This is a genomic window from Geodermatophilus obscurus, assembly GCF_900115395.1.
Taxonomy (GTDB): Bacteria; Actinomycetota; Actinomycetes; order Mycobacteriales; family Geodermatophilaceae; genus Geodermatophilus; species Geodermatophilus obscurus_B.
Genome location: NZ_FOWE01000007.1, coordinates 246,927 through 259,349 on the forward strand (window position 1 = coordinate 246,927; position 12,423 = coordinate 259,349).

Consider the following 12,423-nt stretch of genomic DNA (forward strand, 5'->3'; position numbering starts at 1 on the left):
CACCCGCCTCAGGAGCGCAGGAACCCGTCGACCAGCGGGGCCAGCTCGGGAGCGGCGAACACGTCGTAGTGCGTGCGCCCGGGCAGGATCGCCAGCCGCGACGCCGGGCGCCCGCCGGAGCCGTCCCACCCGGGGTCGCGCAGCCCACCGCCGAGCAGCGCGAAGAACTCAGCCGCGTGGGCCGGCGGCACGCCGTCGCCGTCGCCGTAGACCAGCTGGACCGGCGCGGCGAGCGCCCGCACCTCCTCGCTCCAGTCGTACGGCGCGCGGATCAGGTCGCCGGTCTTGTCCATCAGGGCGGGGAAGGCGTCGACGTCCGGGGCGACGGCGGCGTAGGCCGCGTACGGCGGCGACTGTCGCATCCACTCGAACCCGGCGCTGGTGACGCCGGCCATCCCGGCCAGGACGTCGGGCAGCCACCCGTCGCGGCGGCACGGTGCGGCGACGACGACCAGCCGCCGCGCCACCTCCGGGTGCCGCATCGCCGTGCGCAGCACGACGCCGCCGCCGAGGGAGTAGCCCATCAGGTCGGCCGGGCCGAGGTCGAGGTGGCGCACCAGCGCGGCGACGTCGTCGGCGAACGCGTCCCAGGAGAACGGCCGGTCGACGTCGGCGGTGTGCCCGTGCCCCTGCAGCTCGACGGCGACCACCCGCCGTCCCGCGGCCAGCCGGTCGAGCACCTCGCCGAACATCCGCGCGTCCCCGAACCCGCCGTGGACGACGACCAGCGGGGTGCCGCCCTCCCCCAGGCTGCGCCAGTACATCCGCACGCCCCCCGTGACCGGCACGTAGCCCTCGTCGACCCGCAGGTCCGTCGTCGCCATGTCGTACGTCGTCATGCGGGGTATGACGGGGGGACCGCCCCGAACTCATCGTGGGTGGTGGGATGGAGACGCGAGCGCCCGCCCGGGGCGCCGCCGAGGAGGTCCTCAGTGCAGTACGCCGAGTCCGTCGTCGACCTGATCGGCGGCACGCCGCTGGTGCGGCTGTCGCGGGTGACCCGCGACCTCGGGCCGGACGCCCCCCTGGTCCTGGCCAAGGTCGAGTACCTCAACCCCGGCGGCTCGGTGAAGGACCGCATCGCCGTGCGCATGGTCGACGACGCCGAGGCCAGCGGGGAGCTCGAGCCCGGCGGGACGATCGTCGAGCCCACCAGCGGCAACACCGGCATCGGCCTGGCGCTGGTCGCCCAGCAGCGCGGCTACCGGTGCATCTTCGTCTGCCCCGACAAGGTCAGCCAGGACAAGATCAACGTGCTGAAGGCCTACGGGGCCGAGGTGCACGTCTGCCCCACCGCCGTCGACCCGCTGGACCCGCGCTCCTACTACTCCGTCTCCGACCGGCTGGCCCGCGAGACCCCCGGCGGCTGGAAGCCCGACCAGTACGCCAACCCGGCCAACCCGCGGTCGCACTACGAGACCACCGGCCCGGAGATCTGGGAGCACACCGAGGGGAAGGTGACCTGCTTCGTCACCGGCGTCGGCACCGGCGGCACGATCAGCGGCATCGGCCGCTACCTCAAGGAGGCCTCCGGCGGCCGCGTGCGCGTCGTCGGCGTCGACCCCGAGGGCTCGGTCTACTCCGGCGGCACCGGCCGCCCCTACCTCGTCGAGGGCGTCGGCGAGGACTTCTGGCCCGAGGCCTACGACCGCGGCATCGCCGACGAGATCGTGCCGGTGTCCGACGGCGACTCCTTCGCCATGACGCGGCGGCTGGCCCGCGAGGAGGGGCTGCTGGTCGGCGGCTCCTGCGGGATGGCCGTCGCCGGTGCCCTGCGGGCCGCCGAGAAGCTGGGCAGGGACGACGTCGTCGTGGTGCTGCTGCCCGACGGCGGCCGCGGCTACCTCAACAAGATCTTCAACGACCAGTGGATGGCCGACTACGGCTTCCTGGACGTGACCGGCAGCGGCGAGACCGTCGGAGAACTGCTCGCCACCAAGGGCGGCGCGACGCCGGAGCTGGTGCACACCCACCCCAACGAGACCGTCCGCGACGCCATCGACATCCTGCGCGAGTACGGCGTCAGCCAGCTGCCGGTCGTCAAGGCCGAGCCGCCGGTGACCGCCGGCGAGGTCGTCGGCTCGGTCGACGAGAAGGTGCTGCTCGACGCGCTGTTCGCCGGCCGGGCGGCGCTGTCGGACCGGGTGGAGAAGCACATGTCGGCGCCGCTGCCGATCATCGGTTCCGGCGAGCCGGTGAGCGCCGCGGTCGCGGAGTTCGGTGACGCCGACGCCCTCGTGGTGCACGTCGACGGCAAGCCCGCCGGCGTCGTCACCCGCCAGGACGTGCTCGGCCACCTGGCGGGGGTGACCCGGTGAGCGGCTCCGGAGCGCAGGGCTTCGACACCCGCGCCATCCACGCCGGGCAGGAGCCGAACCCGGCCACCGGGGACGTCGTCGTCCCGCTGCACCTGGCCACCACGTTCAAGCAGGACGGCGTCGGCGGGCTCCGCGACGGCTACGAGTACGCCCGCAGCGGCAACCCCACCCGCGCCGCGCTGCAGGAGCTGCTCGCCTCGCTCGAGGAGGGCGTCGCGGGGCTGGCCTTCGCCTCCGGGCTGGCCGCCGAGGACACCCTGCTGCGCACCGTGTGCGAGCCCGGCAGCCACGTCGTCCTGGGCGGGGACGCCTACGGCGGCACCTACCGGCTCATCTCGAGGGTCATGTCGCGCTGGGGCGTCGAGCACACCCCGGCCGACCTCAACGACCCCGACGCCCTGCGCGCGGCCATCCGGTCCGGCAGCACGCGGGTGGTCTGGTGCGAGACGCCGACCAACCCGTTGCTCAACATCGCCGACATCGCGCTCACCGCGGAGGTCGCGCACGAGGCGGGCGCGATCCTGGTCGTCGACAACACGTTCGCCAGCCCCTACCTGCAGCGGCCGCTGACCCTCGGCGCCGACGTCGTCGTGCACTCGACGACGAAGTACCTCGGCGGGCACTCCGACGTCGTGGGCGGCGCGCTGGTGGTCCGCGAGGCGGAGCTGGCCGAGCAGCTCGCGTACCACCAGAACGCCATGGGCGCGGTCTCCGGGCCCCTGTCGGACTGGCTGGTCATCCGCGGCATCAAGACCCTGGGCGTGCGCATGGACCGCCACCAGGACAACGCGGGCCGGATCGCGGAGTACCTGATCGGGCACCCGGCCGTCTCGCAGGTGCTCTACCCCGGCCTGCCCGACCACCCGGGCCACGACATCGCGGCGAAGCAGATGTCCGGCTTCGGCGGGATGCTGTCGTTCCGGCTGGCCGCCGGCGAGGAGGCGGCGCTGCGGGTGTGCGAGCGGGCGCAGCTGTTCACGCTGGCCGAGTCCCTCGGCGGCGTCGAGTCGCTCATCGAGCACCCGCACCGGATGACCCACGCCAGCGCGGCCGGCTCGCCGCTGGAGGTGCCGGCCGACCTGGTGCGGCTGTCGGTGGGCATCGAGGACGTCGACGACCTGCTCGCCGACCTCGACCAGGCGATGAGTTGATCACCGGGGCAGCGTCAGGATCCGGGGACCGTCGTCGGTGACCGCGACGGTGTGCTCGACGTGGGCGGCCCGGCTGCCGTCGGCGCTGCGCAGCGTCCACCCGTCGGCGTCGACCCGGTAGTCGTCGTCCCCGCCGGCGAGGAACCACGGCTCGATCGCGATGACCAGGCCCGGCCGCAGCGGCACCCCGCGGCCGGGCCTGCCCTCGTTGGGCACGGACGGCGCCTCGTGCATGCTGCGGCCCACCCCGTGACCGCCCTGGTCGGTGTTGATGCCGCACCCGCCCGCCCGGCCCACCGCGCCGATCGCCGCGGAGACGTCACCCACCCGGTTGCCGATGACGGCCGCCGCGATGCCGGCCGCCAGCGCCCGCTCCGTGGTGGCCATCAGCGCCAGGTCCTCCGGCCGGGGCGTGCCGACCGGGAAGGTGACGGCGGCGTCGCCCACCCAGCCGTCGAGGACGGCGCCGGCGTCGACGCTGAGCAGGTCGCCGTCCTCGAGCTGCTGCGGGGTCGGGATGCCGTGCAGCGCCACGTCGTTGACCGACAGGCAAACCACTCCCGGGAAGGGCGGGGTGGTGGCGAGCGGGGCGTAGCCGAGGAAGGGCGAGGTCGCGCCGGCGTCGGCGAGGACGTCGCGGGCCACCTGGTCGAGCTGGGTCAGCCGGACGCCGGGCGCCGCCGCGGCCCGGACGGCGGCCAGCATGTCGGCCACCACGGCGCCGGCGGCCCGCATGGCGTCCAGCTCGCCGGGGGTGCGCAGCTCGATCACGGCGATCTCCTCGGGACGGTACACATATCCCGGTATTAGTATCACGCCATGGTCCGCCCACCGCTGAGCCCCGAGGCTCGCGAGCGCGGCCGCCGGCTGGGCGCCCTGCTGCGCGCGGCCCGCGGGGCGCGCCCCCCTGCCGAGGTCGCGACGGCGTCCGGGGTCAGCCTCGAGGCGCTGCGCAAGATCGAGTCCGGCCGGGTGCCGACGCCGGCGTTCTTCACCGTGGCCGCGCTCGCCCGCGCGCTGGCCCTGCCGCTCGACGAGCTGGCCGCCGACCTCGCCGCACCGGGCGACGGGACGGCCCTCTCGGCCTGAGGTCAGCCCAGCGCGATCGCCCCGGTCGGGCACTGCGAGACCGCGTCGCGGACGGCGGCGTCGTCGTCGGGCTCGTCCTGCAGCACCTGCACGGCGCCGTCGTCGTCGACCTCGAAGACGTCGGGCGCGAGCATCTCGCACGCGCCCGAGCCCACGCACAGCTCCCGGTCCACGTGGACCCGCATCAGCGGTCCCCGCCCAGTCGCGCCGGGAGCCGCTTGAGGCCGTTGACGAACGCCGACGCCAGCCGGTGCGGCGGGCCGGTCACCTCGAGGTCGGGCAGCTGCTCGAAGATCGCACGGAAGGTGACCTGCAGCTCGCGGCGGGCCAGGTGCGCGCCCAGGCAGAAGTGCGGGCCCTTGGAGCCGAAGCCGACGTGGGGGTTGGGGTCGCGGCCGACGTCGAAGCGCTGGGGGTCGGCGAAGACCTCGGGGTCGCGGTTGGCGGCGTTGTAGAAGAGCAGGAACTTCTCCCCCGCGGTGAAACGGTGGCCGGCCACTTCGCCGTCCTGCGTCGCGGTGCGGCGCATCCAGGTGACCGGGCTGACCCAGCGCACGACCTCCTCGACGCCGGTGCGGTCCAGGGAGGGGTCGGCGGCCCACCGCGCCCGCTCCTGAGGCCACTCCGAGAGCGTCAGCAGGCCCTGGGAGATGGCGTTGCGAGTGGTCTCGTTGCCGGCCACCAGCAGCAGGATGAAGAAGGACGCGATCTCCTGGTGGGTGAGCCGCTCGCCGTCGACCTCGGACCGGACCAGCGCGGTGGTGAGGTCGTCGCGCGGGTCGGCCAGCCGCTCGGCCGCGAGCCGCTCCATCAGCGCGGCCATCTCCATGCCGGCGGTGAGGAACGCGGTGAGCGGGTCGTCACCCCCGATGAGCTCCGGGTCGCCGCCGCTCAGGACGATGTTGGAGTTGGCCAGCACACCCGGCCGGTCGGCCTCCGGCACGCCCATCATGTCGCAGATGACCCGCAGCGGGATGGGTGCGGCGATGTCGGCGACGACGTCGATCGCGCCGTCGTCCGCCTCCGCCGTGGCACGCGCCCGCGTCAGGACGTCGTCGACGATCGTGCGGACCGAGTCCAGCGTCCGCTCGAGCATCCGCGGGGTGAAGGTCTTCGAGACGATCCGGCGGATCTTGGCGTGCCGCGGGTCGTCCATGCTGATCAGCGAGCCGTAGAACTCGTGCAGCTCGGCCGGGACGTCCTGCATCGACACCGCACCCCTGCCGGAGCAGAACACCGCCGGCTGCGAGCTGATCGCCTCGAGGTCGGCGTAGCGGGTGACCGCGTGGTAGCCGGGACCGGCCGGGATGCCGGGGATCTCGGGCTCGGCGAAGAAGGCGAAGGGACGTTCGCGGCGCAGCCGGTCGAACGCGGCGTGCCGGTACGCCGGCGGCGTCGTCCACCAGTCCCGGTCGGACAGGTCGACGCCGTTGAGGTCGACGGCGTCGAGGTCGGGGCCGTGGGCTTCGATGGTCACGGGGCGACTCCCTCGTCGGAACGGTCACCGTTGACCGTCACGCTAGAGAGCGGAGGGTGTGAGGGGCAACACACCGGCGCGCCCCGTCAGCCGGCGAGCGGCCCGTCAGGCAGGCACGGGGTCCGCGCGTCAGGAGTCGCGGTCGACCAGGTCGCCGTACTCGGGGTGGCGCTCGATCCAGCCGCGCACGAACGAGCAGGCCGGCACCACGCGGCCACCCTGCCGGCGGACGTCGTCGAGTGCCGCCCGGACCAGGCGGCTCCCGTGGCCGGAGCCCTCCGCGTCGGGGTCGATCTCGGTGTGGGTGAAGACCACCCGCTCGCCGCGGCGCTGGTAGGCGGCCAGCCCCAGCAGGCGATCACCCTCGCGGATCTCGTAGCGCTCGGCCTCGGGTGCGTCGTGGACGGTCGGCTCCATGCCGGGGCCAACCGGGCCCGCGCCGCCGGTGTTCCACCCGGACACGACGAGGGCCCCGGAGCTGCGCTCCGGGGCCCTCGTGCCAGTAGCGGGGACAGGATTCGAACCTGTGACCTCTGGGTTATGAGCCCAGCGAGCTACCGAGCTGCTCCACCCCGCGTCGGTACCGATGACTGTACACGCCTGCGCGCCGGGGCCGGCGGGGGGTCAGCCGCGGTCCCCCAGTGCCTCCGTCAGCAGCGCCACCAGCGCCTCCAGCTGCACGTCCGCCGACGGCGTCAGCTCCTCGTCGGAGCCGTCCAGGGCCCGCGCCGCCAGCCCCGCCTTGCCGTCGATGAGCTCGGCGACGCGGGCGTCGAGGGTCTGGGCGGCGATGATCCGCCACGCGGTGACCGGCCGGTCCTGGCCGATCCGGTGGCTGCGGTCGATCGCCTGGGTCTGCTCCGCGTCGGTCCAGGACAGCTCGGCCAGCACGACGTCGGAGGCGACCTGCAGGTTGAGACCGACCCCGGCCGCCGTCAGCGAGCAGACCGCGACCGCGACGTCGGGGTCGCCGACGAAGGCGTCGACGTTGGCCTGCCGGACGGCCGACGTCTGGTCGCCGCGGATGGACGAGTACCGCAGGCCCCGCCGGGCGAAGGCCTCCTCGGCGGCGTCCATCACGTCGACGTGCTTGGCGAAGAACACGACCTTGCCCACGCTGCGGGCGAGCTGGGCGGCGTAGTCGGCGGCCAGGCCGGCCTTCGCGCGCCCGATGCGCCGCATCATGCTGAACACGTTCTCGCCGCTGTCGGCCGTCGTGGCGTCCTTGAGCTCCCAGCGGGCCACCCGGCGCACCAGGTCGAGGTCGATCCCCTCGACGGGGGCGTCGGACCGGCGGTTGGCCAGTGCGGTCTCGTAGCGGGACACCATCCGGCGGGCCAGCTCCCGCTCGGCGGCCCGGATCGAGCGGCCGGCCTCGCTGTCGAGCTCGACGGGCAGGTCGGCCACCCGGCGGGCCGGGATGTCGGCGGCGACGTCGACCTTGCGCCGGCGGACGATGCCGAGGTCGATGACGCACCGGCGGGCGGCGGGGTAGAACGCCGGGTCGGCCGGCGTCAGGCCGGTCTCCTCCAGGGCGTCGGTCAGCTCGCCGAGCGGCCCGTTCTCGTCGATCCAGCCGAGGAACTGCCAGATCGCCCGGAAGTCCTCGATGTCGTTGATCAGCGGGGTGCCGGTGAGGGCCATCAGCAGGGGCCGCGCGACCCGCTCCCGGAGGCGCGCGGACAGCTCCAGGACGTGCTGCGAGCGCTGCGAGGTCTTGTTCTTGATGAAGTGCGCCTCGTCGACGACCATCCCCCGGAACCCGAAGTCGCCGATCCAGCCCACGTGGCGGTCGAGCACCTCGTAGTTGACGACGACGACGTCGGCGAAGCCGTCCACCGTGTCGCCGTCGCCGTGCACCACGGTGGCCGACCGGTGCGGTGTCCAGAGGCCGGCCTCGCGGGCCCAGTTGGTCTTGACCACGTTCGGCACGACCGCCAGCAGCGGGTAGGCGCCGGCCGCCTCCGCCGCGAGCAGCGCCTGCGCCGTCTTGCCCAGGCCCGGCTCGTCGGCGAGCAGGAAGGTCCGGTGGCCGGCGGCGGCCGCGGCGACCACCTGCGCCTGGTGGGGCATCAGCTCCGCCCCGCCGGGCAGGTGCCGCCCGGTCGGTGCGGGCAGGGCCATGTTCGCCGGAGCGCCGCCCCCGGCCCGCTCGAAGGACCGCAGGAGCGGGCCGATCAGCTCCCAGCCGGCCAGGCGGCGCGGCCGGGACACGCCGGGCCGGGGCGCCGAGTAGTCGGGCGCGAGGAAGGGGTTGGCCAGCTGCCGGGAGACGACCGACTGCGGCACGACCCGGCGCACCGGGGGCGCCGGCTCGGGGTCGGCGGGCGCCGCCTCCTCCGGCGCCGGCTCGGGACCGGTCCCGCCCAGCATCTCCCTGCGCAGGGCGCGGACCTCGTCGGAGACGACGGCGTCCTCGGCCAGCAGGGCGAGCAGGGCGGGGTCACGGACCGCGGTGCGGGCGAGGGCCGTCGCCAGGCCGTCGAGCCGCTTGAGCTGCTCGGCGCGGAGCCGCTCGCTGCCGGAGCCCTCCGCGAGGACCCGGGCGCGCTCCTCGCGCAGCAGCAACGCCGCGACCTGGAACCGCGTGCGCACGCTGGGCGGCACGGAGCCCCGCCGGGCGGCGGCCTCGACCGCACGGACCGTGCGGTCGACGATCGACACGACGTCGTCGCGGTCACGGCGGCGGCGCTGGTCCCGCGGGACGGCGCGGCGCGCACCCGCGGTGCCGTGCCCCTGGGCGCCGTGTCCCTGAGCGCTCTGGCCGCGCGCACCCTGACCACGCGCACCCTGACCACGGGCACCCTGACCACGGGGACTCTGGCCTCGTCGGGCCACGGACTCCTCCTCTGGACGTCCGGCACGGACGCTGCGACGCCGGCGCCGCGGACGGTCCCGGGACCACCGGCGGCGGACGCCTGAGGACCGCGGAGCTCCCCCGGGACGCCACCGGCCGAGCCGGGACCCACACCGCCCGGGACGCCGACCGGGAGCCCGGCACCCGGCGGGTGGCTGCCCCGGGGGCGCGAACCGTGCCGGACGGCCGGTCCCAGGCACGAAGGCGGCCCTCACAGGACTGTGAGGGCCGCCTCAGTGGTGGTAGCGGGGGCAGGATTCGAACCTGCGACCTCTGGGTTATGAGCCCAGCGAGCTACCGAGCTGCTCCACCCCGCGTCGGTGAGACCACCATACCCCTCCGGCGGAGGACGCCGCAGGGCGGGGGTGCGCCGGCCCGGCGACACCCCCGCCCTCACGGGTCAGCCCGTCGGAGACGCCGGCGCCGCGCCGCCCGTGGCGGCCTCGTAGGCCTCGACGGCCCGCTGCAGGTCCGCCAGCGCCTGCCCCTGCGCGGCGAAGTCGCCGCTGCGCTGGGCGTCCTCCAGCCGCTGCAGCGCCGCGTCGACGTCCTGCAGCGCCTGGTCGACCTCCGGCGTCGCCGTGCCCCCGCCGTCGGCCGGCGGGGTCGTCGGGTCCGCCGGGGCCGACGGGTCGGCCGGTGGCGTCTCCGGCGTCGGCGGCTCCTCCTCGTCGGGAGTCGTCCCTGCGTCGTCGGAGTCCGTGGCCGTGTCGCCGGCCCCGGCGCCGAACACCTGGTCGAGGGCCTCCGACAGGGTGTTGGCGTAGCCGACCTGGCCGCCGTAGTTGACCAGCACCTTGCGCAGCAGCGGGAACGAGTTCTCGCCCGTGCCCTCGACGTAGAGCGGCTGCACGTACAGCAGGCCGTTGGCCCCGATCGGCAGGGTCAGCAGGTTGCCGAACACCGCCTGCGAGTCCTCGCTGTTGAACAGCGTCAGGTCCCGCGCGACCTGGTCGTTGGTGTTGAACGCCTGCTGCACCTGTTGCGGCCCGCGGAACGGGGTGTTGCCCGGCAGGCGGAGCACCTGGATCTGGCCGTAGGTGTCCGGGTCGCTGGACGCCGAGATGAACGCCGAGAGGTTCTGCCGGCGGAACGCGTTGAGCGCGCTCGTCAGCTGGAAGGTGGCGTCCCCCTCACCGGGGCGCGCGGCGAGGATGTAGTACGGCGGCTGCGCCTCGTCGGCGGCCGCGGCCTCCTGCGACTGGGTCGGGTCGGCAGGCACCGCCCACCGGTCGTTCTGGCTGTAGAAGTCGCCGGGGTTGGTGACGTGGTACCGCGTGAGGATGTCCCGCTGCAGCTTGAACAGGTCCTCCGGGTAGCGGACGTGGCCGATGAGCTCCTCGCTCATCTGGTCCCGGTCCTCGATCACGCCGGGGAAGGCGGCCTTGTAGGCCTGCAGCACCGGGTCCTCGGTGTCCCACTCGAACAGCCGCACCTCGCCGCTGTAGGCGTCGACGGTGGCCTTCACCGAGTTGCGGATGTAGTTGAACTGCTCGTTGGGCAACGCGGTCGTGCCCGTGCCGGTGAGCGCGTCCGTCGTCGCCTCGCCGAGCTCCATCGGCTCGGCGTAGGGGTAGGCGTCGGAGGTGGTGTAGCCGTCGAGGATCCAGGTGACCCGCCCGTCGATGACCGCCGGGTACGGGTCGCCGTCGACCTCGAGGAAGGGTGCCGCCTTCTCGACCCGCTCGCGGGGGTCGCGGACGTAGAGCACCTTCGAGGCGTCGTTGACCGCGCCCGAGAGCAGGAAGTTGCGCTCCCGGTAGTAGATGGCGAACGTCAGTTGCCGGAAGAAGCTGCCGATCGCGACGCCGCCCTCGCCGTCGTAGGTGTTGTTGACCTCGCCCTCGGACCCGTCCTCGGGGCGGTCGAACTCCCGGGCGGTCGCGCCCTCCGGCGCGCCGACCACGGAGTAGTCCTCGATCAGCTCGCCGTAGTAGATGCGGGCCTGCTCGACGTCGATGTCGCCCACGGTGGGCAGGTCGCGGCTGGTGAAGTTGGGCTCGCCGCCCTCCTGCCCGGTGACCACCTGGTTGGCCGGGGCGGCGACGAAGCCGTTGCCGTGGGTGTAGACGGTGTGCCGGTTGATCCAGGTGTCCTGGTTCTCCGACAGGCTGTTGCTGTCGAGCTCGCGGACGGCCACGACGTAGTCCCGGGTCTCCCCGTCGATCGTGTACCGGTCGATGTCGAGCTTCTCGGGGAAGCCGTACACGTTGCGGATCTGCTGGCGCGCGGTGAACGTGCCCGCGAGCACGTTCGGGTCGAGCAGCCGGGCGTTGGGGATCGTCGCGTCGTCACCGCGCAGCTCGGCGAGGGCGGCGTCGGTGTCGACGTCGTCGCCGGTGTTCTCCTGCGCGAAGTCGCGGTAGTCGACGTCCTCGTCGGTGAGCCCGTACGCCGCGCGGGTGGAGGCGATCGCCCGCTCGATGTAGTCGGCCTCGCGCTCGTTGGCGCTGGGACGGACCACGAACTGCTGCACGATCGCCGGGTAGGCCACGCCGATCACCAGGCTGGAGAGCAGCAGCAGCACCAGCGCGGCGGCCGGCAGCCGGAAGTTCCGGACGACGACGTTGGCGAAGAACGCGACGGCGCAGACCACCGCGGCGAAGACCAGGATCGTCTTGGCCGGCAGCAGTGCGTTGACGTCGGTGTAGCTCGCGCCGGCGAACAGCTCGCCGCGGTCGGAGTACACGAGGCTGTACCGGTCGAACCAGTAGGCCAGGGCCTTGAGGGCGACGAACAGGCCGAGCAGCACCGACAGCTGCACCATCGCCGCGCCGGTCAGCTTCTGCCCCGGGGTCTGCAGCCGCAGGCCGCCGAACACGTAGTGGGTGAGCACCGAGCCGATCAGCGACAGCAGCACGATGGCGAAGCCGAAGCTGAGCAGCAGCCGGTAGAAGGGGTACTCGAAGACGAAGAAGGACAGGTCCAGCCCGAACTGCGGGTCGACCTCGCCGAAGGGCACGGCGTTGCGGAAGGTCAGCCAGGTCTCCCAGCTGCCCTGCGCGGTGAAGCCGGCGAAGAGGCCCACGACGACGGCGACGGCGGTGAGCACCAGGCTGCGGCGCGGCTCGAGGGACTGGCGGTAGCGCTCGAGGTTCTGCTGCTCGAGCGACATCGGCCGGAACGCCGGGCGGAACCGGTAGGCGAGGTACACCGCCAGCGCGGTCAGCCCGCCGGTGGCGACGCCGGCCACCGCGAACAGCAGCGCCCGGGTCTGGAGCTCGGTCCAGAACACCTCGGTGTACCCGGTCTCGTCGAACCACAGGTAGTCGACGTAGACGTTGGTCAACGTGCCGATGGCCGTGAACAGCACCAGCAGCACGGCGATGGACCCGATGACCACCTTCGCCCGCCGCGACAACGTCGGCACGGACACGGGGGGCCGCATGGCCACGAGCGGTCTCCTTCAGTTGCAGGTGCGGCGGCACACCCGGGAGGTGTGCCGCCGCGGTGGGACGACCGCGGGCGGTCGGACGGACGTCGTCACCCGACGACGCCGGCACCGGCCCGGATGCGACCGGTGTCGCCCCG

General features: G+C 73.8%; 10 protein-coding genes and 2 tRNA genes. 3 read left to right on the forward strand and 9 right to left on the reverse strand.

The genetic code is table 11. The features are described from left to right. Window positions 1–8 precede the first annotated feature (8 nt). A complete protein-coding gene (locus tag BM165_RS15605) occupies window positions 9–839 on the reverse strand; it encodes an alpha/beta fold hydrolase (RefSeq protein ID WP_244274259.1) in 831 nt (276 codons plus the stop codon). A 93-nt stretch (window positions 840–932) separates the two neighbouring features. Between BM165_RS15605 and BM165_RS15610 the strand changes: the two genes are divergently transcribed. Together BM165_RS15610 and BM165_RS15615 are read left to right on the forward strand one after the other, a co-directional pair. Then, window positions 933–2,318: a cystathionine beta-synthase gene (locus tag BM165_RS15610; protein ID WP_075014460.1), complete on the forward strand. Its 1,386-nt coding sequence runs from the start codon at window positions 933–935 to the stop codon at window positions 2,316–2,318. Beyond that, on the forward strand, window positions 2,315–3,469 hold the full coding sequence (locus BM165_RS15615) for a cystathionine gamma-synthase (RefSeq protein WP_075014461.1): 1,155 nt from the start codon (window positions 2,315–2,317) through the stop codon (window positions 3,467–3,469). Before BM165_RS15610 ends, BM165_RS15615 begins: the two co-directional genes overlap by 4 nt. On the opposite strand, the gene map is transcribed toward BM165_RS15615, so the two are convergent. After that, on the reverse strand, window positions 3,470–4,264 hold the full coding sequence (gene map, locus BM165_RS15620) for a type I methionyl aminopeptidase (protein WP_244274260.1): 795 nt from the start codon (window positions 4,262–4,264) through the stop codon (window positions 3,470–3,472). Window positions 4,265–4,288: 24 nt separating this feature from the next. Between map and BM165_RS15625 the strand changes: the two genes are divergently transcribed. Next, entirely contained in the window at window positions 4,289–4,558 is a 270-nt protein-coding gene (locus BM165_RS15625) for a helix-turn-helix domain-containing protein (RefSeq protein WP_075014462.1), read from the forward strand. Between the two features lie 2 nt (window positions 4,559–4,560). On the opposite strand, the gene BM165_RS15630 is transcribed toward BM165_RS15625, so the two are convergent. The 7 genes from BM165_RS15630 to BM165_RS15665 form a co-directional block, all read right to left on the reverse strand. Beyond that, window positions 4,561–4,743, reverse strand: coding sequence for a ferredoxin (locus tag BM165_RS15630; protein WP_075014463.1), 183 nt, complete (start codon window positions 4,741–4,743; stop codon window positions 4,561–4,563). After that, window positions 4,743–6,035: a cytochrome P450 gene (locus BM165_RS15635; RefSeq protein WP_208976755.1), complete on the reverse strand. Its 1,293-nt coding sequence runs from the start codon at window positions 6,033–6,035 to the stop codon at window positions 4,743–4,745. The genes BM165_RS15630 and BM165_RS15635 overlap by 1 nt, the downstream gene beginning before the upstream one ends. A gap of 129 nt (window positions 6,036–6,164) precedes the next feature. Next, the gene (locus tag BM165_RS15640) at window positions 6,165–6,452 is read right to left on the reverse strand and encodes a GNAT family N-acetyltransferase (protein ID WP_143108183.1); all 288 of its coding nucleotides are present in this window, start codon (window positions 6,450–6,452) and stop codon (window positions 6,165–6,167) included. 86 nt (window positions 6,453–6,538) lie between these two features. Continuing rightward, window positions 6,539–6,612, reverse strand: a tRNA-Met gene (locus BM165_RS15645). A gap of 47 nt (window positions 6,613–6,659) precedes the next feature. Beyond that, window positions 6,660–8,699 (reverse strand): DEAD/DEAH box helicase, encoded by a 2,040-nt coding sequence (locus BM165_RS15650; protein WP_075014465.1) that lies wholly within the window; start codon window positions 8,697–8,699, stop codon window positions 6,660–6,662. 433 nt (window positions 8,700–9,132) lie between these two features. Beyond that, a tRNA-Met gene (locus tag BM165_RS15660) sits at window positions 9,133–9,209 on the reverse strand. 83 nt (window positions 9,210–9,292) lie between these two features. Continuing rightward, on the reverse strand, window positions 9,293–12,280 hold the full coding sequence (locus BM165_RS15665) for a UPF0182 family membrane protein (RefSeq protein ID WP_244274268.1): 2,988 nt from the start codon (window positions 12,278–12,280) through the stop codon (window positions 9,293–9,295). Window positions 12,281–12,423: the final 143 nt, after the last annotated feature.